A 25409-nucleotide genomic window follows, 5' to 3' on the forward strand; every position below is an offset into this window, starting at 1 on the left:
CACAGGGGGAGCGACACCTCATGGCGGTAGCGTGGTTGAAACATAGTAGGGTTTTGCGCTCTACTCGAAGGAAATCCTAGCGATGAAAATATTAGTCACAGGCGGTGCAGGGTTTATCGGTTCTGCGGTTATTCGCCATATTATTCAACAAACCAAAGACAGTGTGGTTAACCTCGATAAGCTGACATATGCCGGTAACCTTGAATCGTTAGTGTCAGTTTCGAAAAGCGATCGTTACGCGTTTGAACCAGTGGATATTTGTAACCGCGCTGAATTAGACCGGGTTTTTGCTTTGCATCAGCCTGATGCTGTTATGCATCTTGCTGCAGAGTCGCATGTTGACCGCTCAATCGACGGCCCCGCGGCTTTTGTCGAAACCAATATTGTTGGCACCTATACACTGTTGGAAGCGACGCGCGAGTATTGGAACCAGCTTGATGAAAGTGCTAAACAAGCGTTTCGTTTCCATCATATCTCCACCGATGAAGTATATGGTGACCTCCCGCATCCGGATGATATAAAACACAAGGTTGATTCAGCCAATGAATCGCTGCCGATGTTCTTGGAAACGACACCCTATGCACCCTCAAGCCCTTATTCAGCCTCTAAAGCCTCTAGTGATCATCTAGTTCGTGCCTGGTTGCGCACTTATGGCCTTCCTACTATCGTGACAAACTGCTCAAACAACTATGGACCTTATCATTTCCCTGAAAAGCTGATCCCACTTGTCATTCTCAATGCCCTGGAAGGCAAAGAACTGCCAATTTATGGGAAAGGTGACCAAATTCGCGACTGGCTCTATGTAGAAGATCATGCTCGTGCGCTTTACAAAGTGGTGACAGAGGGAATAGTTGGTGAGACGTACAACATTGGTGGTCACAATGAAAAGCAAAACTTAGAGGTGGTTCAAACCATTTGTTCCATTTTGGACACGCTAGTTCCGAAAGAGACCGCTTACGCTGAACAAATTACCTACGTTCAAGATAGGCCAGGACATGATCGCCGCTACGCCATCGATTCAAGCAAAATGCAAAAAGAGCTTGGTTGGACGCCTGTGGAGACGTTCGAAACCGGTCTAAAGAAAACGGTTCAATGGTATTTAGACAATCAACAATGGTGCCAAAATGTCCAAGATGGCAGCTACCAACGTGAACGCTTAGGAGTTGAATAGGCAAATGAAAGGTATTGTACTAGCAGGGGGCTCAGGAACCCGCCTTTACCCACTTACACGTGGTGTCTCTAAGCAGCTGTTACCTATCTACGATAAACCGATGGTGTTTTACCCGATTTCCACGTTAATGTTGGCGGGAATCAAAGACATTCTCATCATTACCACACCCGAAGATAACGAAGGTTTTAAGCGCCTGTTAGGTGATGGTAGTGACTTCGGCATCAACTTAGAATATGCCATTCAACCAAGTCCCGATGGGCTAGCGCAAGCGTTTATTATTGGTGAAGACTTTATCGGCGATGACAGTGTGTGTTTAGTCCTTGGAGACAACATTTTCTATGGCCAGTCGTTCAGCCAAACCTTGAAAAGCGCCGCTTCGAGAGAGAGCGGGGCAACGGTATTTGGTTACCAAGTGAAAGACCCAGAGCGTTTTGGTGTCGTTGAGTTTGATGAAGAAATGAAAGCGGTGTCGATAGAAGAAAAACCCGCAAAGCCGAAATCAAACTATGCCGTAACCGGTTTGTATTTCTATGACAACCGAGTTGTCAATTTTGCAAAAGAGGTGCAGCCTTCTGTAAGAGGTGAATTAGAGATTACATCAATTAACGATATGTACCTCAAAGATGCGTCGTTAAATGTAGAGGTACTCGGACGAGGTTTTGCGTGGCTAGACACAGGTACACATGAGAGCCTTCATGAAGCGTCATCTTTTGTACAAACAATTGAAAATGTTCAAGGATTGAAAGTGGCTTGCCTTGAGGAAATTGCTTTACGAAATGGATGGCTATCTACGGAAGAAGCTATCAAGAATGCTACTCCTATGAGTAAAAACGACTACGGTAGATACATTATTAATCTAGCTAAAGGTGACTAATGGAATCACAGCATAACGGAGTGTTAATTACTGGTGGTGCCGGATTTGTTGGTAAAGCGTTGATTCGCAAGTTATTAGATAACAATATACCAATAGTTGCCATAGATGTAGTCGGGAAACCTGACTCTTTGCCTGAATTAAGTAAGAATTTTAAGTGGTTTGAGCTTAGTTACCTTGAAGTCGCTATCGATAAAAGACAACTGAGCGAAATTATAGATTCAAGCAATGTAAAAACGGTTATACATTTAGCTACAACAATGTTTCCAGCTGCATCAGAAACAGATTTAGATAAAGATCTGTTAGATAATATGTTGGCGAATACTCGCTTATTTAGAACTCTTTATCAGAACGGCTGCGAAAAAATCATATTTGCATCATCAGGTGGAACCGTTTATGGGCAGTCGAATAGAGTTTTTCACGAAAGCGATGGGTATAACCCAAACATTTCCTATGGAGTGAATAAGGCTACTACAGAAATTTATTTGAATTATCTTGCGCAAAAGTATGGTAAGCAGGCGGTATCCCTTAGGATCTCAAATCCTTATGGAGAGGAGCAAAACCTAGAGGGGAACCAAGGAGTTATACCTATATTCTTGAATAGAGTATCGAAGGGGTTACCATTGACAATAGTTGGTTCACTGAAAAGCAAGCGAGACTATGTGTATATTGGGGACCTTACAGATGCTTTTATAAAGGCGATTGAATATAAGGGGCAACAAAAAGCTTTTAATATAGGTTCGGGAGTTCCGATCTCACTAACTGAACTGATCAATACGATTGAGAAAAAAATGAGTATCAGTGTAGAAAAAAAGCTGGATTGCCAATCTATTGATATTGAAAGTAGTGTTAAGTTAGACGTGAGTAGTGCTAAGCAAGAGCTAAATTGGCAGGCGAGTGTTAGCCTCGCATGTGGCATTGAAAAACTAATTAAATTTCATAAATTGAGGAAAAAATGAAAAAAATACTAATCATTGGTTCAGGCTTTAGTGGGCTTACAATCGCAAGATTGCTCGCCGAAAAGGGTGTGAAGGTAAAAGTAGTAGATGATAGAGCACATATTGGTGGTAACTGCTTCGATCAGAGAGATGAAAAAACTAACATAAATGTCCACGTCTACGGGCCACATATTTTTCATACAGATAATAAAATGGTCTGGGATTTTGTTAACAAGTGGGGAGATTTTGAACCTTATATAACAAGGGTGAAGGCAACTGCCAACGGAAAGGTATACTCACTACCTGTAAATCTTCATACGATAAATCAGTTTTATGGATCTGCTCTCTCTCCCACAGAAGCTAAGAAATTAATTGAGTCGAAAGGTGATCAGAGTATCCAGGCACCGAAGTCATTTGAAGAGCAAGCTATAAAATTTGTTGGTTATGATCTATATAAAACTTTTTTCTACGGCTATCCAAAAAAACAGTGGGGGATGGATCCTAAAGATATTCCTTCATCTGTACTGAAGCGTTTGCCTGTCCGATTTGATTACAATGATAACTACTTTTCACATCAATACCAAGGTATTCCAAGAGATGGTTATACTGGTATTTTTAAGAATATGTTAAATCATCCCAATATCGAGTTAGAGTTAAATGTTAAGTTAGTTAAAGAAGATGTGGATAAACTCATAGATGAAGAAGGCTATGAACATGTATTCTTTTCAGGAGCTATCGATCACTTTTATAACTACGAATTTGGTCGACTAGAATATCGAACTTTAAAGTTTGAAAAGTTTTATAGTGAAGATGATTACCAGGGTTGTGCTGTAATGTCTTACTGTGATGAGAATGTCCCATTTACTCGAATTACGGAACATAAATATTTCACTCCGTGGGAAAAGCATGAAGAAAGTGTCATGTATAAAGAGTACAGCAAAAAGTGTGAAGGTGGTGATATTCCATATTACCCAGTTCGACATGTATCGGGAGATGATGTTTGGAATTTATATGAAGCGCGCTCGAAAAAAGAAAAGAATATAACTTTTGTTGGTCGGCTAGCGACTTACCGTTATCTTGATATGGATGTATGTATTAAGGAAGCGATTGAGTGCTTCGAAAATTATTGTCTAAAAAGCGGAATATGATATTTACAGTTGTGATTGTGTCCTATAATCGGACTCAAAAGTTGAAAGAGTCAATCCAACAATTATCGCGCACCTTTTTGGACGAAATAGTTGTTGTTGATAATGATTCATCATCGTTAACACGGGATATCTTAGATGACTTTTCAGAAAAGGATTCTAGAATTAGTGTAATTAAGCTTGAGCAGAATAAAGGGGCTTCATTTGGCTTTTTTACTGGTCTTGAGCACCTAGAAAAAAAATACGATAAATTTGTAACTACGTTTTTAGATGATGATGCCTTTTTTGGTAAAGATTTCTTAGATGAAATCCAAAGTTCTTATAAGGATATTGGGAGTAGTTATGCTTACTTAGCTCCTCAAGTTATCAATAAGAATAAAATTAGGCTAAATATGAATAGACCGATGAACTTTGTACCTAGTTCAATAAAGAAAAGTCTAGAATTTTTGATAAGTCGTCGAAAATTTGGTGAGGTGAGTGGTCCAATTGAAGCCGCTAGTTTTATTGGATTAACAATCTATAATGAAGGAATTTTTAAATGCTCATCATTAATACCAACTAATTACTTTCTATATTTCGATGATCTGACATTTACTCACAGACTGTCTAAAAAAATGAGGTTAAGTGGCTATTATCAAGATAAATTGGTTGTAACTCATGATGTGGATGATGTCGGTAGAGAATTTGATGAATTTCGACTTTCTTATATTCTAAAGAATAGTAGGAGGTTTAATCGTGAAATTAATGGTGTTTTCGGAATTTATCCGTTGTTAGTTCACATTTATTACTTTTCTATCTTTGCTAAAAAACTGAAACTGAATGTGTTCTTTAAAGCATTATTTAAGAGAAAATCATTATGAGCCGTCTGCCCTTTAGGACTTTAGAGCTAGTATGGATAAAGGCCAACCTTAATTTAAAGTCAGAAGCTTCGATCAACTACTTTAGTTATGCATGGTGGATTATTGAGCCACTATTGCAAATGGCTATTTACTATTTAGTTTTTTCTTTTTTGCTTAAGCAAGGTGGGCCTGATTATGTCCCTTTTTTGCTAACCGGATTGATTCCTTGGATATGGTTTGGGCGTAGCGTGAGTCATGCACAGGGAAGCATTATACAAGGTAAATACTTGATGAGTCAGGTACATGTACCCAAGATATTCTTCCCTTTAACTTTCATATTACAAGACGCAATAAAACAGGTCCTAGTGTTTCTATTGCTCTTCCTATTTTTACTAATTTATGGCTATGAATACAATTTAGTCCTGCTTTGGTTTATACCTATAGTTTTAATACAATTATTACTTATAGTAGCCTTCTCATTAGCTGTTTCATTAATAGTGCCATTTGTTCGGGATTTTTCCTTTGTAATTGAAACAGGATTACAAATAATGATGTTCTGTTCTGGTATTTTCTTTAACTATAGAGACATACCTGCAATGGAGTCAAAGATCTTTTTCGTAAACCCAATGGCGGTTATGTTGAGTTCATATCGTGATGTATTAATGTATCAAACAGTTCCTAACTTTAACTTGTTGTTATATGTAGTAATGCTATCTTTAACCATTATTTTGGTATGTTTTTTTGCTTTTAAAAAACTAGAGTATATCCTTCCGAGGGTAGTGCAAAAATGACCATTGATAAAGCCATAGAATTAAAAAACGTTAGTGTTATCTATAAAGAAAGAACTAGTCTTTTTTCTTATGATCAACACACAGCCTTAAAAGATATTACATTTAATGTGTTTAAAGGTGAGACATTAGGTATCATTGGCCGTAATGGTGCGGGAAAGTCAACACTACTAAGAATCTTGGCTGGAATTATTAAACCTGATGGCGGTAATATTAAAATTAACACACAGAGTGTATCGTTAATGGCGTTACAGGCTGGCTTTGACCCTAATTTATCAGGAAGACAAAATACTCTAATTAGTGGAATGTTGCTCGGGCACAGATTATCTCATATTAAAGATCTTATAGATGACATAAAAGAATATTCAGAGCTAAAAGATTTTTATGAAAAGCCGATTAAGAATTATTCATCAGGTATGCTAGCAAGGTTAGGCTTTTCAATTGCTATGTATACAACTCCAGAGGTGTTACTTATTGATGAGGTTCTTGGTGTTGGTGATGTGACATTTGCAGAAAAGGCTCAAAGCAGTATTAAGGAAAAAATAAAATCTAATACCACCGTGATAATAGTTTCCCATGATGAAGCTCAATTGCGATTGCTTTCTGATAGGTTGGTATGTATCGAGGATGGAGTTGTTATAGCTGAAGGCAGTAGCGACTCTGTATATATAAAATATAATATGATGATGAAGTTAACTAGCTATGGCTTAGCTTTTTCAGATTATGCTAATCCAGATGTGGTTGAATTAGATATTGGAGATATTAATGTATCAAAAGAGTATGCAGATATAGAATTTCATAAAAAAGATCTGAAATCATTGGAATTTTATGTAGACCCTGATGATGTTCAGTCATTAGGTGCAGACGTTAAAACGTTTTGGATGCGAGTTTTTTATGATACGGACTATACACTAGTGGTTCATGATGGTATCCAGAAAAAAATTAACTTCAACATCTCTATTTCTGTTTAGGTAAGCATCGTCAAATGATATTTTCATCACCAGAATTTATATTCTTCTTATTGCCATTAGTTTTAACTTTTTACTTTCTTTTCTCTAGATTTGTAAGTTTTTTTCTGCAAAGTTATTTTTAATAGCAGCATCATTGTTCTTTTATTCTTATTGCAGGGAAAACGCATGAAGATCCGCGCCACGCCTGGGCTAGCAACTTAATGACTAAGTTGCCACTTAGGGCTGAAAACCGTGCGTTATGCCATATTTATTAATTAAAATAAGTGAAAATAGAGGATCAATTTGTTGATCATTTTCAGTGCGATTTAATGGTCTCCTAACGTTTAGGAGATTAAAAATGACAGAAGATAAAAGTCCATTTATGCATTTCGTTTCCATTAGAGACATTCGCCAAGAAGGTAAAGTTGAACATACGTTATCAGATATTATTTTGATAACGATTTGTGCGGTGTTGTCTGGTGATGATACCTGGAAAGGTATGAGTGATTATGGACGTAAGCAGCGTGATTTTTTATTACGCTTTGGCTTCTCAGGTAAAACATCACCCTCGGCAGATACGATTGCAAGAGTGATTGGAACCATCAGTACAAAAGCATTACAAAAAGCCTTCATAGAATGGATGAAATCGTGTCATGAATTAACGGATGGTGAAGTAGTTGCCATTGATGGAAAAACACTGAGGGGTTCATATAACCGAGCAACAGACCAAGCTGCGATTCATATGGTTAATGCGTTCGCAACCGCAAATGGTGTATGCCTCGGACAGTCAAAAGTAAATAGTAGAACCAATGAGATCACTGAAGTACCTAAGCTGCTGGAATTGCTCGACATTTCTGGATGTTTAATTACTATAGATGCCATGGGTTGTCAGCGAAAAATCGCACAGAAAATCATTAATAAAAATGCCGATTATTTGCTCGCTGTTAAAGGAAACCAAGGTAAGTTAGACAAAGCGCTTGATAATTATTACCGGCCTTCAATGCTTCAAAACTTTGATGGTGATAGCTACTCATCACAAGAGAAATCGCATGNACTCATCAATACCGATTTAAGTGTATTAGGTGATTTGGCTTATGATTGGCCTGAACTAAAAACGATGGGCATCATGGTGAGTGTTCGACAAGAAGGCAAACACGCCGACGAATCCGATATTTCTGTGCGCTATTATATAAGTTCAAAAGCACTGACAGCGAAAGAGCTTCATGATGCCACTCGCTCGCACTGGCTAATTGAATCAATGCATTGGCAACTCGATGTTGGATTAAAAGAAGATGCCTGCCGAATTAGGGTAGATGACCGAGCTGAAGTTTTTGCACGAATAAGGCAAATGGTTTTGAATTTATTAAAGCAAGAGAAGAGTTTCAAAGCCGGCATTCAACGCAAGCGAATGATGTGCGCGATGGACCAAGAGTACTTGGCGACCGTGCTGGGAAGCCTTTCATGACGCGGATGTTCATGGGTTTTCCGTGAGTAGCATCAGAATTTGAAATCGATTATCTAATTGATGACCCATATAGTAGTCGTTACGACGAAAGTTGTTTTGTTAATACATCATATCATATAAAGTCTACTTGTGCTGATAAGAGAACATTAGATGTAATTAATGCTCTAAAGAATAATGGAGTTTTTGAACCTTCTGGCACCAATAGTTTTTTGAAATTCGCTGCAAGTGAACTTAGCAAGACAATACTAAAGCGGGGAAATACAAATTATCTGCCAACATTTGAGCTATCGAAAAAATATACTGCGAACGAATTGAAAGAAAGCCTTCGCGCTGGTTGGTATGATAATGAAAAGTGGGGTGTTTGGAGTCAAGGTTATGCCTCCACTATTCAATTTAAGATCAGGAAACCTACGGATGTAGCGCTATCGTTTTCTGGTAGTTATATCGTAAAGGAGCCAACTACTGTTATTGTAAATGGTACTGTTTTAGGTAATTTTGATCTTAATTCTGATGTCATTTATATTCCAAAGTCACTTGTGAATGAACGTATTGTTTCTATTGAATTAAAATTCGGCAATATATATGTACCATCTGAAATTAGTGACTCTAGTGATATTCGAGAACTGAATTTTGCGTTAACAGGAATGATATTAAATGAAGTTTGATAAGAGTGTATATATACTAGGATCTTCAGGTTTTGTTGGATATTCTTTATACAAAAAATTAGATTTTTCTAATAAGTTTACCGTCGGAAGAGCTAATTGTGATGTGTCTTTAGACCTATCTAGCAACAACTTTGATGATTTACTTTCTAGAGTCCAAAAAGATGATGTCGTTGTTTTTCTTGCCGCTATATCCTCCCCTGACTTGTGTGAAAAGGATTTCGATCAAGCTTATAATATTAATGTAACTAATACGATTCTTCTCATCGACAAGCTTATTGTCAAAGGCGTAAAAGTCATATTTTCGTCAAGTGATGCTGTGTTTGGATCTGCTAATAAACTTTGTTTTGATGACTCAGAAACGAAACCGTTTGGTCAATATGGGAAGATGAAATCTCAAGTTGAAGAGAGTTTTAAAGACAATGAGAATTTCTTTGTTGTTCGATTTTCATATGTTTTAGCCAAAGATGATAAGTTTTCTCTGATGGTAGCTGAGCATGCAGAATTAGGAAAAAACCTTGATGTCTTTGACGGATTTGAACGCAACGTTATTTCGCTTGATGACGTGTTATTGGGTATAAAAAATATCATTGTAAACTGGAATGACATAGAAACCAGAACTGTAAATTTTTCCGGTCATCAACTTGTAAGTCGACAGGATATCGTGAAAGAATTAGCGGACCAAAAACATCCAAATTTGACCTATTCTTTTACGGAAGCTCCAGTTAGCTTTTGGAAAGGTAGACCTAAGAGAATAAATACTGAAAGTAAATATTTAGATGCGATTTTAAAGAGACCTGCAAAATCCTATAAAGAATCTATCAAGGAGTACAATTAAAAATGAAAAACGTTCTGATTACCGGTTTTACTGGACAAGTAGGCTCACAGCTTGCCGACTATCTTTTGAATGAAACAGATTACGACGTCGTTGGTATGATGCGTTGGCAGGAGCCGATGGATAACATTTATCAACTGACAGAAAAGATCAATGCTAAAGAGCGTGTTTCTGTTGAGTACGCTGACTTAAATGACTTTGCATCTCTTTATGAGCTAATCGATTCAAAGCGTCCTAATTTTATTTTTCATTTAGCAGCGCAGTCTTTTCCTAGGACTTCTTTTGATATCCCTATTGAGACTCTACAGACCAATATTATCGGTACGGCTAACTTACTTGAATGTGTTCGCAAGTTAAAAGCAGCAGACGGCTACAATCCCGTGGTACATGTTTGTTCATCTAGTGAAGTATATGGTCGAGCAAAAGTTGGTGAAGCTTTGAATGAGGAATCACAATTTCATGGCGCTAGCCCATATAGTATCAGTAAAATTGGAACAGACTACCTTGGTCAGTTTTACGGCGAAGCATATGGCATTAAGACCTTTGTGACGCGTATGGGGACTCATACAGGTCCGAGACGAAGTGATGTATTCTTTGAAAGTACTGTTGCAAAGCAAATTGCTCTTATCGAAGCAGGCTATCAAGAACCCAAATTAAAGCTTGGTAATCTTGCAAGTGTTAGAACATTCCAAGACGCTAGAGATGCAGTTAGAGCGTATTACCTCCTTGCTCTCGAGAGCGAAAAGGGCAACGTGCCTTGTGGTGAAGCATTCAATATTGCAGGTGAAGAGGCATTTAAGCTTCCTGAAGTTATTGAAATATTGTTAGGTTTTAGTACTCGTAATGATATAGAAGTTGTAACAGATACAGACCGTTTACGTCCTATTGATGCCGATTATCAGATGTTCGACAACACGAAGATAAGAAAGTTTATTGATTGGAAGCCGGAAATTGCTACATCAGATATGTTTAAAGATTTATTACAGCATTGGCGTGATGAAATCTCTTCTGGTCGTATTCCTCTAAATCGTTAGGAAAAAATATTAATGAAAGTTAGAAGCAAAGCACCTTTACGCCTTGGAATTGCCGGAGGGGGGACTGATGTGTCGCCCTACAGTGACACATATGGCGGATGCGTACTCAATGCGACAATTAATATGTATGCGTATGCATATATAGATGATGAAGTTGAAGGCAACAAAGTCTATTTTGAAGCTGTTGATTTAGGGATTAGTGAAGAGATAGACTTGAGTCAAAATGAGTTTGGGTTAGAAGGTAAACTCAAGCTTCACCGCGCTGTATATCTTCGTGTTATGAATGATTACTTCGGTGGAGAGCTAAAGCCATTGAGAATTATTACTCACTCAGACGCCCCTGCTGGCAGTGGTCTTGGTTCATCTTCAACTGTCGTTGTTTCAATGCTTCAAGGTCTTACTCATTTATACTCATTGCCTCTAGGTGAGTACGACTTAGCTCAGTTGGCCTTTAGTATCGAACGAGTCGATTGTTCTCTTTCCGGTGGAAAACAAGACCAGTATGCAGCGACGTTTGGTGGTTTTAACTTTATGGAGTTCTATGCTAACAATCATGTAGTGGTGAACCCATTGAGAATTCGCCGTTATATTGTGAATGAGCTTGAATCATCTTTAATACTCTATTTTACAGGAACATCTCGTGACTCTGCTAAAATTATAGATGACCAAATCAAGTCTTTAGAGGAGGACAAAGACTCTAAGCTTGAAGCTATGCATAGTGTGAAGCGATCTGCGTACAGAATTAAAGAGCATTTGTTGAAATCAGATATTGATGCGATGGCGGCTGATTTTCTTGATGCATGGGAAAGTAAGAAAAAAACATCATCTTCAATAATGAACCCTATGATCCAAGAGATTGAAAACGAAATCTTTAATATCGGTGCCAAGTCAATGAAAGTGTCTGGTGCAGGTGGTGGTGGCTTTATGATGATATTTGTTCAGCCAGAAAAGAAAAATATAGTAGAACGTAAGCTTGAGCAATTTGGTGGTCAAGTATTTAAATTCCAATTTGTCGAAGAGGGAGCATATTCGTGGACAATCTAGAATACATCCATAGCTATTTAAACAAGAGCATTTCAGTTAAACAAAAGTTAATTTCTTCAAATGAAGTATTAGCTCAAGTTTCTAAGGTTGCAGATTTAATTATCGAAGCATATCGTAATGGTAATAAAGTTATTATAGCAGGTAATGGTGGTAGTGCTGCTGATGCGCAACATATCGCCGCTGAATTTGTGAGTAGATTCTTTTTTGATCGCCCTGGTTTGCCAGCTTTAGCTTTAACAACGGATACATCTATGCTGACGGCAATTGGTAATGATTACGGGTTCGATAAACTTTTTGCTCGACAATTACAAGCACAGAGCCGAAGCGGAGATATCTTTATTGGAATTAGTACTTCAGGAAACTCTGAAAATATAATTAATGCTATGAACCTAACTAAAGATTTAGGTGTGACGAGCGTTGCATTGTGTGGCGAAAGCGGTGAGTTAAAGGATATGGTTGATTACTCTATTAATGTACCTTCTACCGTGACTCCTTACATACAAGAGTGTCATATATGTATCGGTCATATGATCTGTGCGATTGTTGAAGAAGTTATATTTAAAACGGAAGAGTAAGTTTATGCATGATGTAGTTATCTTAGCTGGAGGGTTTGGAACCCGCTTGAAAACAATTAGCGGCGAGTTACCTAAGCCAATGGTGGATATCTCTGGGCAACCATTTCTTTATCGACTTATGAAGTACTTAGAGGAACAAGGTGTAAGAAGAATCATTCTGTCACTCTCCTACAAAGCTAACTACATCATTGAGAAAGTGCAGAAAGATAATCCAGTTAGCTGTGACGTAGATTTTATAGTTGAAGATGAACCGCTTGGTACTGGCGGTGCTATAAAGCTTGCAGCCAGTAAAGTGAAAAGTGAACAGTTTATAGTTTTAAATGGTGATACGTATTGCGAGCTTGACTATAACGCGTTTATTAATAGTTCCAAAAATGTTCAATTGCTAATTTCTGGTGTAGAGGTCAATGACGTAAGTCGGTATGGAAGTCTCAAGCTAGATCATGATAATAACGTGTTAGCTATGGTTGAGAAAGGGCCTGGCGGGAACGGAATTATCAATAGTGGGATTTATCTTCTCGATAAAAATATTATCGAAAATTACTCAAGAAATAAGTTTTCATTTGAAACGGACTTTTTACCAGGCTTTAGTGGGGTATTTAAGGCTTATACAAGTAAACCATATTTTATTGATATAGGTATTCCTGAGGATTATCATGAAGCGTGCGAGAAATTTAAATGAAAATTGCCTTTCTAGATCGCGACGGTGTAATTAATAGAGAAGTTAATTATCTATACAGAGTAGAGGATTTTGAATTTACTGAAAACTGTATTTCAGGTATGAAGCGTTTGATTGATTATGGTTATCAAATCATTATTGTGACGAACCAAGCTGGTATTGCAAGAGGATATTATACCATTCATGACTACGAAGTTCTTACAAAGTGGTACCGTGAAGAATTATCTAAATATGGAATAGATATTTTGGATATCTTATATTGCCCTCACCATAAAGAAGGTTCTGTCGCTGAATTTAGTTTTGAGTGTCGTTGCAGAAAACCTAACACTGGCATGTTAGAATTGGCATCGACTAAATATAATTTTGATTTGAATGAATCTATAATGATTGGTGATAAAGAAAGCGATTTATTAGCTGGAATTAAATTTGGTTTGTCAAAAGTATACATGGTCGAAACTGGTCATGATATTGAACTAAAGCATTACAATAAATATAATATATACTCAAACTTACTCTCTATTCCATTATAAAAAGGTCTTGTTTTGAATCGAATTAAGCTGTTCTTTGTCAAATGTTATCACACTAGAGTCGGAAGACGGGGATGGGGGCTGTTTGTTAAACTAGTGAATTCATATTACTTTAGGCGATTATTAAAAAAAGCACTTAATATCGTAGAGAAACTGCCTGAAGACACAACGGTACTGCCTAAAATAATTAAGTCTCACTCTAAAAAAAATGCATTAGTAGTAATGCCATTTTATGGCTCTGACGCTGTTGGTAAAAATTGCGACTCTAAAATAAGAGCCTTGAAGAAATTAGGCTATTCAATACATACTGTGATTTATAATGATTCTCCTTGGGATTCAAATAATGACTTATGGGATTATACTTATAATTTAAAAGCTATAGGTGGTAAATTTGGTCAACTTAAGCGAGATGTTAACCAACAAGTAATCGTAGATGGTAACGGTATTGATGATTGGGTCGATGACAGAGCAATGCAGTTTGTGGGCGCACTCTCTGCTACTAATCAATTTGATGTTGCGATGATCAATTATGTTTTCCTTTCTAAACTTTCAACTGCGGTAAATAAAGACGCAGTTATTATGTTAGATACGCATGATGTATTCGCAAACCGAAATTCCCGAATGAGTAATATAGGTGTTGCTGAAGATAAATTCTATTTTTCGACTTCACAAAGTGAAGAATCAATTGGGCTTTCTCGATCTGATTACATTATAGCGATTCAAGAGGCTGAGGGGGAGTACTTCCGAGACACAACATCTTCAAACGTGATTGTGCAACCCCCAATGATACCAAAGAACTTCTTAGATTATGCGCCTCAAGGAGGTTCTCAGCTTGTTGTTGGCTTTATGGCGTCAGGACATTACCCGAATGTTGTTGCGATAAAGAATCTGATAGAGAGCTTATCTAGAAGGGAGCACAATATAAGATTGAATGTGACGGGCACTATATGTGGTGCTTTAGATGAACTAGAGTTACCAAAATTTGTAAAAGTCTTGGGATTTTGCGAGAGTTTGGAAGAATTTTATGCATCATGTGATCTCATAGTAAACCCAGATGAATTGTTGTCTGGGATGAAAGTTAAATGCTTAGAGGCGTTATCTTTTGGCGCACCCTTAGTGTCAACTAAAGCGGGTATGGAAGGTATCCAAACTTCAAAAAGCTATCAGCAACTAGAGTCGGCAGATGAGTGTGCTGAATTCATAGCCCTACTAGATAAAAGTAGTCTGGCCTCTATGGCAAAAGACAGCCAAAGAGTTTTTGACGCATTCAATGATAGATACGACCTTGAGTCAACATTAAAGGCACTTCTTAAGAGTTATGAATAATATGGAATATAAAATATCAGTGATTCTTCCCGTTTATGCAGGAGAAGATACATTACCTCAGTGTTTAGACAGTGTCTTAGCTCAAAGTCATCAAAACCTTGAAGTTATTATTGTGAATGATGGGAGTCCAGATTCCTGCCATGAAATTATTGACGATTATGCTGGTGCGGATAATCGTGTTATAGCTATTCACAAAGAAAATGCTGGCTATGGAGCGGCAATTAACTCTGGGTTAAGTATTGCTACCGGAGACTTTATTGCAATTGTCGAGACTGATGATTGGATTGAGTTAGACATGTTCGAGCGCCTTGTAGAAGCTTATCAACTTGTACCTAATCCTATCGTTAAAGCTACCTTTAATCGCATACAAAATGATGGAGTTTTGAACACTCAATCTCTTAAGCACTTAACTCATTTCGATGAAAATAATATTGGTCGAGTAGTGCCAAGTGAATCTGTAGAGTTATTCCTTTTAGAATCTTCTATTTGGACTGGATTATATAAGCGCGACTTTTTAGAAGATAATTTAATAAGATTTTATGAAAGTCCAGGGGCATCTTACCAAGATATGCCATTTAAGTTTATCGCCTATTCTATTGCCGATGAAATAACACTTCTGGATGTTCCAGTATATAACTATCGTGTTTTAAATGAAGGTTCGTCAAGTGCGAGTTCTGATAAGGCTCTAATTTCATTTGGTAATTATGACGTAATTAAAAGGTTCCTAGTAGAAAGTGATCGCTTTCCTACTTTCGTACAGGCTTTCTATTTTCATCATATGTTTGATTTGGTCTTCCATGCTTCGCGACTCAAGGATCAAGGTCTGAAGCAATATTTGGCCAAGGCGAATTCAGTTTTCGATGAGGCTAAATTAGACGGCTTTGACGTTGATAACGCATCGTTTTCTCCAGATACCAACGACTATTATTATAATCACGTGTTACCTCTGTATAAGAGCCTCATATCAGAAAAAACTGTTGCTGTTAAACAAAAGAGAGCTTCAATACGACGTAAATTAGTCGAGAAGGCACGTTTGATATGTAATAAACTTATTGTTGACCCGGTTGTTGCTACCTTGAGTTCATCATTAAACTCCGCTATCACGAAGAATTCTGGTAAGTTGGTATCGCGTATCAACGAACTTGAACATGGCCACCTTTCAACAGAAATAGACAGGGTTTCTGATCTCATTTCACAGCGAGATCTTTACGATAGTAAGAGGTCTGACGCTAGCGTTACTTTGATGGTCGCACCAACAAATCAGTTTCACTACTATATTCGAGCTAACGAGAAGCGAATTTCGATACTCAGAGACGAATTTAGAGAGGGGCTCGATGAGTTTAGTCTTCTTAATGAAAGAAAGCTGTTTGGGCTTTACGAAATATTACCTTACTTTGAACATCAAGGCTTGGAGCTCAAGCTCCCTCTCTCAACGACTTTGTTTACCGATGAAGATAGGCTTATTCTTTCTAACCTCGAAGTTATTATGAATAAGCAAGAGCTTGACTATGCTCATTTAGATCTAGCCGAATTACCAATAACGTTGGCTACGAATTATTTTAAGTCAGGTATTAAGTATCTTCCTGACTCAATTCCAGAGACATTTAAAGGTAAGTTGGCTTTGGACTGTGGGGCATGGGTAGGTGATACAGCTATTATGTTTGCAAGCTTTGGTTTTGAAAAGGTCGTTGCAATTGAGCCAATGCTTGATAACTATAATTGTCTAAAAAGGAACCTTGAACGAAATAAGCAATATTTGGGGGATGTTATTGAACCTCGTAATATTGCTGTCGGCGAGACAGTAGAAACTCTTTCAATGAGAAAGGTTGGTGATGATGGTGTCGGTTCGTGTATTGTTGAAGGTGGCTCTGAAGGCAGTATTAAGGTCGACTCAGTTAGTATTGATGCACTTGTTAGCTCTGAATACGAAAATGGTGATGTTGGTTTAATTAAGTTTGATGTAGAAGGTTTTGAATTAAATGCCCTTAAAGGGGCTGAGGCTACTATTAGGAAAAATAAACCTGTATTACTGATATCTGTCTATCACCTCTGGCTTCAGCCAGAGCAAATATTTGATTGTAAGAGATTCGTAAAGGAATTGGACTTAGACTATCAATTTAAGCTGGTTCACCTACAGCCAGAAAAAGATTTAATCTACGAATACATGTTAGTTTGTTGGTAGTGAATTAGGTATGACATTAAGGGAGAACTAAGGTTCTCCCTTAACTCTATTTTTACTTCAAGTGTTATCTGGTTAACTTTAATTAGTGTTTTTTATGGCGAGTTATGAGTAAAAAGATCGTTTATGTAATAAATGTTGACTGGTATTTCCGCCTTCATTGGCTAGAGCGAGCAGAGTATTTTAAGTCATTAGGTTTTGATATACATATTGTTAGTAGTTTTTCAAATGATGTTATCAAGAACGAATTGGTTTCTAAAGGCTTCACTTGCCATCAATTATCTGTCAAAAGAAAAAGTGTAAATTTTTTTCGAGAGATCGCTAGTAGTTATAGCCTTAAAAAAATAATAGATGGTATTGAACCTGACTTAATACATTGTGTAACAATCAAGCCTAATATATATACTGGCTTACTAAATAGGTTTTTTTACCAAAAACCAATTGTTTACAGTGTTACTGGCTTAGGGGCTGTGTTTAGTTCTAATGCTATGAAGTTTAAATTATTAAAACTTATAATTGCTAACCTCTATCGCTTTATATCCTCCTCAAGCTCTCGCTTTGTTTTTGAGAATAACGAAGACTTTGAGTTATTTGGTGAGCTCGGTATTTTAAAATATCATAATGGTCGCGTGATCAAGGGGGCTGGAATTGATTTGGCTCGTTTTTCCCCTTCATTAGCTCCCTTAAATAAAAACGTTTTATTTGGTGCAAGACTTTTAAAAGAAAAGGGATTGGAGTCTCTAGTTTTAGCAAAGCGTGAGCTAGAAAAGCAAGGATTGAGTTTTACGCTTAACATTGCTGGGATTATTGATGATGATGTTTCTTCTGCTATTCCTCTTAGCCAAGTGAAGGCTTGGGCAAGTTCCCGAGATATCAACTGGTTAGGTAACGTGCAAGATATGCCTAAGCTAATAAAAGAAAACGATATAGTGTGTTTGCCAACTACATATGGTGAAGGTGTTCCTCGTATCTTGATCGAGGCAGCTTCTTGCCAAAGAGCGATAATCACAACCGATGTCGTTGGTTGTCGTGATATCGTATCTCATAATGTCAACGGCTTGCTGGCGCAACCTGGAGACGTAGTTTCACTTGTTAACTGTTTGCGAGCGTTGCTTGAGGATGATGAGAAAACTCTTGAATTTGGTGTTAAAGGGCGTAAGAAAGTTGAAGAAGAGTTTTCTCAAGAAATGGTATTTGAAAAAACTCTCAAAGTTTACGATGAGCTTGGTGCTATACTTTAATATTGGGTTTATATCCAGTTGGAGCATCTAATAGAATCCTCACAATACATTCTTCGTCAAAATCATGACAACAACCATCGAGTTGTTCTAAAAGTGTCTGCATGTCACTCCAGCTCAACATCTGTTCTCTGGCGGTCATGATTTTCTCATGACCTGTCCCTTCAACGTTATCGCCAATCAATAACTCTTCATATAGCTTTTCGCCGGGCCTTAACCCTGTAAACTGGATTTCAATGTCACCGTCAACCATGCTTGGTGTTTTCTCCCGCAGACCCATCAGCTGGATCATGCGCTTGGCCAAGTCTAGAATTTTTACGGGCTCGCCCATGTCGAGCACAAATACCTGGCCGTTGTGACCAATCGCACTGGCTTGGATCACAAGCTGGGCCGCCTCGGGGATCAACATAAAGTAGCGGGTAATATCTGGGTGTGTCACTGTTACTGGGCCGCCGGCACGAATTTGTGATTTAAATAAAGGCACGACAGAGCCGGACGACCCTAACACATTGCCGAAACGCACCATGGTAAACGTCGTATTGCTTTGTCTATCAGCTAGAGCTTGGAGCACGAGCTCTGCAAGGCGTTTACTGGCGCCCATAATATTGGTGGGTCGTACCGCTTTATCCGTTGAAATAAGCGTAAAGCTTTCTACTTGATTCGCGATGGCTGCGTTGGCGCATGCCAGGGTGCCAAACACGTTGTTGCGTATGCCTTCGACGATATTATCTTCAACTAAAGGCACATGTTTATAGGCTGCGGTATGATAAACCGTATTTATATCATGAGTAGCCATCAACTTATCGAGACGGTTCTCTTTTTGCACCGACCCTAGTGCAGCGACAAGTTGTATATCAAGAGCTAAATTGATACACATTTTTGACAGCGTCTGATGGGCGCGGTAAAGGTTATATTCGTTTAGCTCAAAAAGGACTAGCTTGGTAGGTTTTAGCTTTAGCGCTTGCTGGCATATTTCTAGACCAATTGAGCCACCGGCTCCGGTCACTAACACATTTTTATTGGTGATCTGTTTGGCCAACAGAGCAGGGTCGGGCTCAACCGGTGCGCGGCCTAATAGATCAGCAATGTCGAGATCTTTAATGTCACTCACAGTGCCTTTGCCAGCAGCAATGTCTTCAACGGAAGGGACGGACTGAATCTCAATCGGCCAATGGGCAAGCTTTTCAAGTAATCGTAGCCGCTCACCTTTAGTCACATTATTAATCGCGAGTAGCAGCTTAACGGGCTGATAGAGCGACCGCAGTCCATCAAATTCTGATGGATGATATACTCGAATGCCGTACATGATCTGGCCTACTTTCGCGCTATCATCATCGAGGATTGCTGCAGGATGATACTCATTACCCTGGATCAGCGCGTAGGCGAGATCACGCCCTGTTGCTCCGGCACCGTAAATAAACACGTTGGGCTTATTGCGTTTGTAATATTGCTCATAAAGTGTACGAAATAAAATTCGTGGCCCGCCTAGTGTAAGAATGGCAATGCCGGCGTATATAAAGGGAACGCTGCGCGGGATAAAAGACCTAAAAAAGAAACCACTTAGCGCTAAAGTGATTGCCGATATGCCCACGGCAAGAAAAATGTGACCAATGGCAGGCAAGGTCATGTACCTTAATACAGCCCGGTACATGCCGAGCCTGATAAAGCAAAACACAGTGGCGAGGATCGTGGCGAAAAAAGAGGCGGCCTCTTCGATACCAAACTCAAACGTGGTGGTGCCGAGGCGAAACACAATTGCAAGATAAATAGAAAGCACCACCGCAACCATATCATAAGATGCCGTAATTAGGCGTTTTTTGCCGCGGCTGGCATTGAGAAGTGGCTTAATAGGCGTGAACATTAGCGACCATTTGATTAATTGATTTGATGAAAGGATGTTACTTGTCACCAATTTAGTTGACTTCACAGGCAATTACGAGAAATTGACGATTGATTTTACCCGAAGAGCCGACAACAATGGTACTAAATTTGCAATGTTGTATGTGAGACGTTTCACAGATGAGTTTGTTACTTACCGGAAGTTCGGGGTTTGTGGGTCAAGCGGTGGTTAATTTAGCGACAGAACGTTGTCTCAACGTGCGAGAAGTGGTGCGCACCAAAGCAGACGCCCAGCGAGCAAATCAGCGTGAGACGCAAACGTCTCGATTTTGGGTGGATGCCATCAATGGCGATACGGACTGGAAGGGCGCCTTTGAAGGAATCGATTGTGTGATTCACTGCGCCGCGCGCGTGCATCACATGCATGAAACCGAGGCTGACGCACTGGCAGCGTACCGTTCAATTAACACCGAAGGGACTCGGCACTTGGCACAACAAGCCGCGGCTGCCGGTGTGAAACGGTTTGTGTTTATTAGCTCGATAAAAGTGAATGGCGAAGCGACCCCCCCTAATCAGCCGTTTTATGCCAACGATAAGCCTAACCCACAAGATCCGTATGGTATCAGCAAATATGAGGCCGAGCAGGCGCTGTTTGAAATTGCTCAGCAAACCGGGTTAGACGTAGTGGTGATCCGTCCGCCACTGGTATATGGGCCCGGCGTAAAAGCCAACTTTCTCACCATGATGAAATGGACCAAACGACGTATACCCTTACCCTTGGGTGCCATTCATAATCGACGAAGTATGGTTTACCTTGATAATCTTGCCGATCTGATCCTAACGTGTTGTATCCACCCTAATGCAGCCGGGCACGTATTCTTAGCCTCCGATAATGACGATGTCTCGACAACTCGGTTACTAAAAACCGTCGCGCAAGCAATGCGCCGACGTGCCTATTTACTGCCGATTCCCGCGTGCTTACTGACTCGTATAGCTCAATTACTCAATAAACCGCAGTTGTCGCAGCGTTTATGTGGTGACTTGCAAGTGGATATTCATAAAACCATGGGCCAACTTAACTGGCAACCGCGTTATAGCGTAGAGCAAGGGATCGCAAAAACCGTGAGTGACTATCTTGCAAAAAAACCTTATCTCACAAAAAAACCTTAACCAAGCCAACATCCACCACACCTAAGACAAGGCATTGTTCGTGATACGTTTACTCGATTTTATTTTTGCATTCGCCGGCCTACTGCTACTGTGGCCTATCATTATCGTGATCGCTGTTTTTGGATACTTTGATACCGGGGCGCCTATTTTTAGGCAAACCCGCGTTGGGAGAAATCAGCAGCCGTTCACATTAGTTAAATTTCGTACCATGCCGATACACACGCGGTCTATGGCAACTCACTTGGTCAGTGCAAGCGATGTGACCCGTCTAGGGCGTTTTCTACGCAGAACGAAGCTGGATGAATTGCCGCAGCTTATCAATGTGCTGCGTGGCGAGATGAGCTTGGTTGGCCCGCGTCCATGTTTGTTTAATCAAACCGAGTTGATTGAAGCACGAGAGCAACGGGGGATTTTTGATGTCAGGCCGGGGATCACCGGCCTGGCTCAGATTAATGGTATTGATATGTCAGATCCTACCAAACTCGCCCAATGGGATCACGACATGCTCGCAACCTTGTCATTAAAGCAGTATTTTCTCTACATCATCGCAACGGTGCTGGGCAAAGGGACGGGAGACCGTACCAGCTAAGTATTAGCGTTATTCTGTTCACTATTGGGTGAGATCGCCATACTTGCAAAAATCACCACTCCGAGTGAAAAAAACAAGATCCCAGAGTGGTGATTGATGTAGTGTTGCGTCAACATACAACCTGCAACAAGTATCAGGTGACAACGTAATAATACGATAGCGAGTTGATTTTCTGGGCTACCGTTTCTTTTGCCTTTTCTCGTTACTATCCAGGGTGCTGAGAGCATGAAAATTAGCGTGCCAAAACCGATTAAGCCTTTGACTTGTAACTCTTCTAAAAACTGGTTATGCGCGCGGCTGGAGCCTACTATAACGGCGTCCGAATAACCTTGTTCAACCAATCTCTGTTTTGCCGCCATGATGTTCGTATAACCCGCCCCTGTGATAGGGTTTTCGGCTGCTATCAAAAGCGCTGCTTTCCATAACTCGAGCCTGATTCCTGAAGAGCTACCGACACGCGGCGTTGGCAGCGTGGCAGATCCTATATTCGCCTCTGTTGATTGACTTTTGTCTTGAGGTGACGATGCTTTTGGTTGACTAACAGGTGGTTGACTAACAGGTGGTTGACTAACAGGTGGTTGACTAACAGGTGGTTGACTAACAGGTTCCGGGTGCATTGGCGTTTCGGTCACTTGCTCGTATCTTGCCAAATCCGATAAGACCAAGCCAGCGCGGTTTAACGCGGGCACGAGGGCGGTGGCTATAATGAGGGCAATACTGGCTCCCATGGCGACATAATCGCGGCGCGAGAAAACCTTGCGATAATAAACTAGCGCCCACAAGGCGACAAAGGGCGTAATCACCCATGAGCCACGGCCGCCACTAAGTAGTATGGCGATAAAGCCTAGGGTGATGCCTAGAAAGGCGATGGCCTTTAAGGTCGGTAACCTTCGTTGGCAACTATAGATATAGGCAAAAATGCTAAAAACGCTTAAGCCGGCCGCCATGCCTGCAACTTGGATCGGCATAAACCCGCCGGTCGAAAGCGCGCGAATATCGAGTATGTAATGCTGATACAGTGCGATGCTTCCCGCTACAGACGCCCCTATACCACAGCCATAAAAAACGGCTTTCAGCGAGGGGGGATACGTTAAGAGCAACGCAAAAATCAAAATGGCTAATAGCACACGGCTAGGCATATCCAGTTGCGTATAATGCCCGCCCGGCAGGGCAAAGGCGAGTGTGACCACAAAGTAGAGCACCAATGAGCCACTAATCAGCATGGCGGGGCGTGTTTTTAGCGCCTGCCACGTACTCGGCAACATGATCAGAGCGGTGACCGCCAGCAAAATGCCCACATATTTGTAAGACTCTGGCGTGATAAGCAAGGTGGCGAAGTAAGCCAAACACAACAAGCTGGTGAGCTGGCGACGAGAAGTGAGTAACAAGGTGTTTTCCTTTGTCTTATATCTGTTTTCATGAATAGCATGATTCGAGAATGCCAGAGGATTATACATATCTTGGTGGAGCGTGCACTTGTTGATTACCTCAGCAAGGATGAGTTAAACGGCTGTGGTGTGTGAAAAGGCGGATGCTCAAAAGATGAACTGGAGAGCGGATTCGCGGAGTTTTTGCTCTTGGTAGGCTCGTTAATCTGTTACACTATTGGTACTGTATATCAATGATAATTCAATGTATTGAGAGCGAGAATGGAAAAAAAAGAACACATTATAGTGGGCGACCATGAGCATGTTTTCATTAAACTTTATATTGATGTATTGATTAACAAATGTCTCGTGCCTCCAAGAAAGCTTCTTCTTGTATCACCATCTTGTGGTGAATCACGTGAACCGCTCCTAGACGTCGATGTTGTTTCATATCAGCATTGTGATACAAAAATATTGAATGATTGTTGTTCAGTGACGGCTATTTCACTCAATACAAAGAATGCGTCAGTATTAAAAAAATTGATTGTAGAAAATCATGCGGCTGAAAAAATAGCAATTCATTTAACTGACGATGAAGTTGCTAGATGGATTAATGTTAAAAACAAACATGGAGAATTAGTAGTCGCTAGCGAAGCACTTTTTGATGAAGATTGCCTTTTTGTTATCAATAATGTGAATACGTTGATTGCGCCAGAACCCTACTTCAAAGAAAAAATGGATCATTTGCTCCCAGATAAAACGTATAGATATGTTGATGCTAGAGATCCATTTAAATCGTTGCCGTCAAGAGAATGGGAGATGTTTAAATCTCTTCACCAATCTGAGAGTATAACGGTGCGTGAGAATAACATATGTATAGGTGCAAAAAGAGGTGTCTTTTCGTTAATCGATATTCTTAAAATGATTAGCGCCTTCAAAAAAGAGGGGCTGGTACCTAAGAATAAAATCACACTGTTCACTTACAAAAAGAAGAAGCACTTGAGAGTGATCATTGACCTCTATCTAGGTATGTTGCGTCACATTTATAAATGTAATGTCGATATCGCTTATCCTATTGCTACAACGCCGATAGCGTATAACGCAATCCTTGCGTCATGCCACTATCTCATATTACAGGGGCGAGGAAGCATGTCATCAGCAAGAAGTTACTTGAACTTAGGTAACGGAGTTGTTTGTGTAGAAGCCAACTCGGCAAACGAGAAAGAGCTTAAGTTTGCCGAAGGCGTTGATGTAATAAGTTATAAAACGTGGCACGACTTAGCGTTAGCGATTAAAAACAACAGTATTGATGCGGCAAAGAACCAAGCGATCATTAACCAAGCGTTTAATCGTAAGTATGCGGTGTTGAGGGAGTTTTATTCAGGTTAGGGAGTCAAGATCCTCATGGAGGCAGACAGTATCGATGCGTTCAAAATGAATGTTCATTTTGACTGCAGAGGGTGGGGTATACTCGCGGTTGAGACAACATATTTACACGAGTAAATGATTTGGTTGGATAGGATTAGCACCTTACCTTGAGTACAGTGAACCTCATAGAAAAAGGCTCTAAGGGATAAACAGAAGCTACGAAATGTAATATACTTGCCACCATACTTTTCGATTAGATTGTAAACGTTATGCTAAACAACAAATCAGTCCTCATCACCGGCGGCACCGGATCGTTCGGTAAGCAGTTCATCCAGACCATTCTTGTTCGCTACCCTGACGTAAAAAAAATCATTATCTATTCGCGTGACGAGCTAAAGCAATTTGAGCTCAAACAGCTGTATCCGCAAAGTGAGTACCCACAACTACGCTTTTTCATCGGTGATGTGCGCGACAGAGAGCGCATGGTGCAAGCGTGTGAAGAGGTGGATGTGATCATCCACGCGGCGGCGATCAAGCAGGTTGATACGGCGGAGTACAATCCAACGGAATGTATTCGCACCAACATTGATGGCGCGGAGAACGTGATTAATGCGGCATTGAAATGTGGAGTGAACAATGTCGTTGCACTTTCCACTGACAAAGCCTGTGCGCCGATAAACCTCTATGGTGCGACCAAGCTTGCATCAGACAAGCTATTTACGGCGGCAAACAACATTAAAGGCTCCCGTGACCTGAAGTTCAGTGTGGTGCGCTATGGCAACGTCATGGGCTCTCGCGGCTCAGTGATCC

24 protein-coding genes are annotated in these 25409 nt (G+C 40.0%); 22 read left to right on the forward strand and 2 right to left on the reverse strand.

Annotated elements, in window-relative coordinates:
* Positions 1–82: 82 nt before the first annotated feature.
* The 18 genes from rfbB (at position 83) to BZG76_RS05680 (ending at position 18269) form a co-directional block, all read left to right on the forward strand.
* Complete coding sequence (gene rfbB, locus BZG76_RS05595) at positions 83–1171, forward strand: dTDP-glucose 4,6-dehydratase (protein ID WP_077460454.1); 1089 nt, start codon at positions 83–85, stop codon at positions 1169–1171.
* Between the two features lie 4 nt (positions 1172–1175).
* On the forward strand, positions 1176–2045 hold the full coding sequence (gene rfbA, locus BZG76_RS05600) for a glucose-1-phosphate thymidylyltransferase RfbA (RefSeq protein ID WP_077460455.1): 870 nt from the start codon (positions 1176–1178) through the stop codon (positions 2043–2045).
* The gene (locus tag BZG76_RS05605) at positions 2045–3001 is read left to right on the forward strand and encodes an NAD-dependent epimerase/dehydratase family protein (RefSeq protein ID WP_077460456.1); all 957 of its coding nucleotides are present in this window, start codon (positions 2045–2047) and stop codon (positions 2999–3001) included. The genes rfbA and BZG76_RS05605 overlap by 1 nt, the downstream gene beginning before the upstream one ends.
* Positions 2998–4128, forward strand: a complete 1131-nt coding sequence (gene glf, locus BZG76_RS05610) for a UDP-galactopyranose mutase (RefSeq protein WP_077460457.1) — start codon at positions 2998–3000, stop codon at positions 4126–4128. Before BZG76_RS05605 ends, glf begins: the two co-directional genes overlap by 4 nt.
* Complete coding sequence (locus BZG76_RS05615) at positions 4125–4985, forward strand: glycosyltransferase (RefSeq protein ID WP_077460458.1); 861 nt, start codon at positions 4125–4127, stop codon at positions 4983–4985. The genes glf and BZG76_RS05615 overlap by 4 nt, the downstream gene beginning before the upstream one ends.
* Complete coding sequence (locus BZG76_RS05620; protein ID WP_077460459.1) at positions 4982–5755, forward strand: ABC transporter permease; 774 nt, start codon at positions 4982–4984, stop codon at positions 5753–5755. Before BZG76_RS05615 ends, BZG76_RS05620 begins: the two co-directional genes overlap by 4 nt.
* Entirely contained in the window at positions 5752–6723 is a 972-nt protein-coding gene (locus BZG76_RS05625; protein WP_077460460.1) for an ABC transporter ATP-binding protein, read from the forward strand. Before BZG76_RS05620 ends, BZG76_RS05625 begins: the two co-directional genes overlap by 4 nt.
* A gap of 337 nt (positions 6724–7060) precedes the next feature.
* Positions 7061–8167, forward strand: a complete 1107-nt coding sequence (locus BZG76_RS05630) for an ISAs1 family transposase (RefSeq protein WP_077460461.1) — start codon at positions 7061–7063, stop codon at positions 8165–8167.
* Positions 8168–8376: 209 nt separating this feature from the next.
* Positions 8377–8832 carry a hypothetical protein gene (locus BZG76_RS05635; RefSeq protein WP_077460462.1) on the forward strand — a complete coding sequence of 152 codons (456 nt, stop codon included), beginning with the start codon at positions 8377–8379 and terminating at the stop codon, positions 8830–8832.
* Positions 8822–9667: a sugar nucleotide-binding protein gene (locus tag BZG76_RS05640; protein WP_077460463.1), complete on the forward strand. Its 846-nt coding sequence runs from the start codon at positions 8822–8824 to the stop codon at positions 9665–9667. The genes BZG76_RS05635 and BZG76_RS05640 overlap by 11 nt, the downstream gene beginning before the upstream one ends.
* A gap of 2 nt (positions 9668–9669) precedes the next feature.
* Positions 9670–10698, forward strand: a complete 1029-nt coding sequence (locus tag BZG76_RS05645) for a GDP-mannose 4,6-dehydratase (protein ID WP_077460464.1) — start codon at positions 9670–9672, stop codon at positions 10696–10698.
* Between the two features lie 12 nt (positions 10699–10710).
* On the forward strand, positions 10711–11742 hold the full coding sequence (locus BZG76_RS05650) for a GHMP family kinase ATP-binding protein (RefSeq protein WP_077460465.1): 1032 nt from the start codon (positions 10711–10713) through the stop codon (positions 11740–11742).
* Positions 11730–12317, forward strand: a complete 588-nt coding sequence (locus BZG76_RS05655; RefSeq protein ID WP_077460466.1) for a D-sedoheptulose-7-phosphate isomerase — start codon at positions 11730–11732, stop codon at positions 12315–12317. Before BZG76_RS05650 ends, BZG76_RS05655 begins: the two co-directional genes overlap by 13 nt.
* 4 nt (positions 12318–12321) lie before the next feature.
* A complete protein-coding gene (locus tag BZG76_RS05660) occupies positions 12322–12999 on the forward strand; it encodes a nucleotidyltransferase family protein (RefSeq protein ID WP_077460467.1) in 678 nt (225 codons plus the stop codon).
* A complete protein-coding gene (locus BZG76_RS05665; RefSeq protein WP_077460468.1) occupies positions 12996–13526 on the forward strand; it encodes a D-glycero-alpha-D-manno-heptose-1,7-bisphosphate 7-phosphatase in 531 nt (176 codons plus the stop codon). Before BZG76_RS05660 ends, BZG76_RS05665 begins: the two co-directional genes overlap by 4 nt.
* A 12-nt stretch (positions 13527–13538) precedes the next feature.
* Positions 13539–14849, forward strand: a complete 1311-nt coding sequence (locus tag BZG76_RS05670) for a glycosyltransferase (RefSeq protein WP_077460469.1) — start codon at positions 13539–13541, stop codon at positions 14847–14849.
* Positions 14842–17031 (forward strand): FkbM family methyltransferase, encoded by a 2190-nt coding sequence (locus BZG76_RS05675; protein WP_077460470.1) that lies wholly within the window; start codon positions 14842–14844, stop codon positions 17029–17031. Before BZG76_RS05670 ends, BZG76_RS05675 begins: the two co-directional genes overlap by 8 nt.
* Before the next feature lie 104 nt (positions 17032–17135).
* The gene (locus BZG76_RS05680) at positions 17136–18269 is read left to right on the forward strand and encodes a glycosyltransferase family 4 protein (RefSeq protein WP_077460471.1); all 1134 of its coding nucleotides are present in this window, start codon (positions 17136–17138) and stop codon (positions 18267–18269) included.
* Here the strand turns inward: BZG76_RS05680 and BZG76_RS05685 are convergent.
* Complete coding sequence (locus BZG76_RS05685) at positions 18259–20127, reverse strand: polysaccharide biosynthesis protein (protein ID WP_077460472.1); 1869 nt, start codon at positions 20125–20127, stop codon at positions 18259–18261. The genes BZG76_RS05680 and BZG76_RS05685 overlap by 11 nt on opposite strands.
* A 158-nt stretch (positions 20128–20285) precedes the next feature.
* Here BZG76_RS05685 and BZG76_RS05690 point away from each other — a divergent pair, with 158 nt between their 5' ends.
* Together BZG76_RS05690 and BZG76_RS05695 are read left to right on the forward strand one after the other, a co-directional pair.
* Complete coding sequence (locus BZG76_RS05690; RefSeq protein WP_077460473.1) at positions 20286–21275, forward strand: UDP-glucose 4-epimerase family protein; 990 nt, start codon at positions 20286–20288, stop codon at positions 21273–21275.
* 40 nt (positions 21276–21315) lie between these two features.
* A complete protein-coding gene (locus tag BZG76_RS05695; RefSeq protein ID WP_077460474.1) occupies positions 21316–21864 on the forward strand; it encodes a sugar transferase in 549 nt (182 codons plus the stop codon).
* On the opposite strand, the gene BZG76_RS05700 is transcribed toward BZG76_RS05695, so the two are convergent.
* A complete protein-coding gene (locus tag BZG76_RS05700) occupies positions 21861–23252 on the reverse strand; it encodes an O-antigen ligase family protein (RefSeq protein ID WP_158011323.1) in 1392 nt (463 codons plus the stop codon). The two genes, BZG76_RS05695 and BZG76_RS05700, sit on opposite strands and share 4 nt — an antisense overlap.
* Positions 23253–23513: 261 nt before the next feature.
* Between BZG76_RS05700 and BZG76_RS05705 the strand changes: the two genes are divergently transcribed.
* Both BZG76_RS05705 and BZG76_RS05710 read left to right on the forward strand, forming a co-directional pair.
* Positions 23514–24620 carry a hypothetical protein gene (locus BZG76_RS05705; protein ID WP_077460476.1) on the forward strand — a complete coding sequence of 369 codons (1107 nt, stop codon included), beginning with the start codon at positions 23514–23516 and terminating at the stop codon, positions 24618–24620.
* 248 nt (positions 24621–24868) lie between these two features.
* Positions 24869–25409: SDR family NAD(P)-dependent oxidoreductase (locus tag BZG76_RS05710; RefSeq protein WP_131825312.1), on the forward strand; the 541-nt coding region annotated here is incomplete at its 3' end.

The sequence above is a fragment of the Salinivibrio sp. AR647 genome (genome assembly GCF_001995415.1).
GTDB classification, from domain to species: Bacteria; Pseudomonadota; Gammaproteobacteria; order Enterobacterales; family Vibrionaceae; genus Salinivibrio; species Salinivibrio costicola.

What these genes read in the sequence shown, in the direction of transcription:
- rfbB (WP_077460454.1), top strand. Translation starts at nt 83, where the DNA reads ATGAAAATATTAGTCACAGGCGGTGCAGGGTTTATCGGTTCTGCGGTT.
- rfbA (WP_077460455.1), top strand. Translation starts at nt 1,176, where the DNA reads ATGAAAGGTATTGTACTAGCAGGGGGCTCAGGAACCCGCCTTTACCCA.
- BZG76_RS05605 (WP_077460456.1), top strand. Translation starts at nt 2,045, where the DNA reads ATGGAATCACAGCATAACGGAGTGTTAATTACTGGTGGTGCCGGATTT.
- glf (WP_077460457.1), top strand. Translation starts at nt 2,998, where the DNA reads ATGAAAAAAATACTAATCATTGGTTCAGGCTTTAGTGGGCTTACAATC.
- BZG76_RS05615 (WP_077460458.1), top strand. Translation starts at nt 4,125, where the DNA reads ATGATATTTACAGTTGTGATTGTGTCCTATAATCGGACTCAAAAGTTG.
- BZG76_RS05620 (WP_077460459.1), top strand. Translation starts at nt 4,982, where the DNA reads ATGAGCCGTCTGCCCTTTAGGACTTTAGAGCTAGTATGGATAAAGGCC.
- BZG76_RS05625 (WP_077460460.1), top strand. Translation starts at nt 5,752, where the DNA reads ATGACCATTGATAAAGCCATAGAATTAAAAAACGTTAGTGTTATCTAT.
- BZG76_RS05640 (WP_077460463.1), top strand. Translation starts at nt 8,822, where the DNA reads ATGAAGTTTGATAAGAGTGTATATATACTAGGATCTTCAGGTTTTGTT.
- BZG76_RS05645 (WP_077460464.1), top strand. Translation starts at nt 9,670, where the DNA reads ATGAAAAACGTTCTGATTACCGGTTTTACTGGACAAGTAGGCTCACAG.
- BZG76_RS05650 (WP_077460465.1), top strand. Translation starts at nt 10,711, where the DNA reads ATGAAAGTTAGAAGCAAAGCACCTTTACGCCTTGGAATTGCCGGAGGG.
- BZG76_RS05660 (WP_077460467.1), top strand. Translation starts at nt 12,322, where the DNA reads ATGCATGATGTAGTTATCTTAGCTGGAGGGTTTGGAACCCGCTTGAAA.
- BZG76_RS05665 (WP_077460468.1), top strand. Translation starts at nt 12,996, where the DNA reads ATGAAAATTGCCTTTCTAGATCGCGACGGTGTAATTAATAGAGAAGTT.
- BZG76_RS05675 (WP_077460470.1), top strand. Translation starts at nt 14,842, where the DNA reads ATGAATAATATGGAATATAAAATATCAGTGATTCTTCCCGTTTATGCA.
- BZG76_RS05680 (WP_077460471.1), top strand. Translation starts at nt 17,136, where the DNA reads ATGAGTAAAAAGATCGTTTATGTAATAAATGTTGACTGGTATTTCCGC.
- BZG76_RS05685 (WP_077460472.1), bottom strand. Translation starts at nt 20,127, where the DNA reads ATGTTCACGCCTATTAAGCCACTTCTCAATGCCAGCCGCGGCAAAAAA.
- BZG76_RS05690 (WP_077460473.1), top strand. Translation starts at nt 20,286, where the DNA reads ATGAGTTTGTTACTTACCGGAAGTTCGGGGTTTGTGGGTCAAGCGGTG.
- BZG76_RS05705 (WP_077460476.1), top strand. Translation starts at nt 23,514, where the DNA reads ATGGAAAAAAAAGAACACATTATAGTGGGCGACCATGAGCATGTTTTC.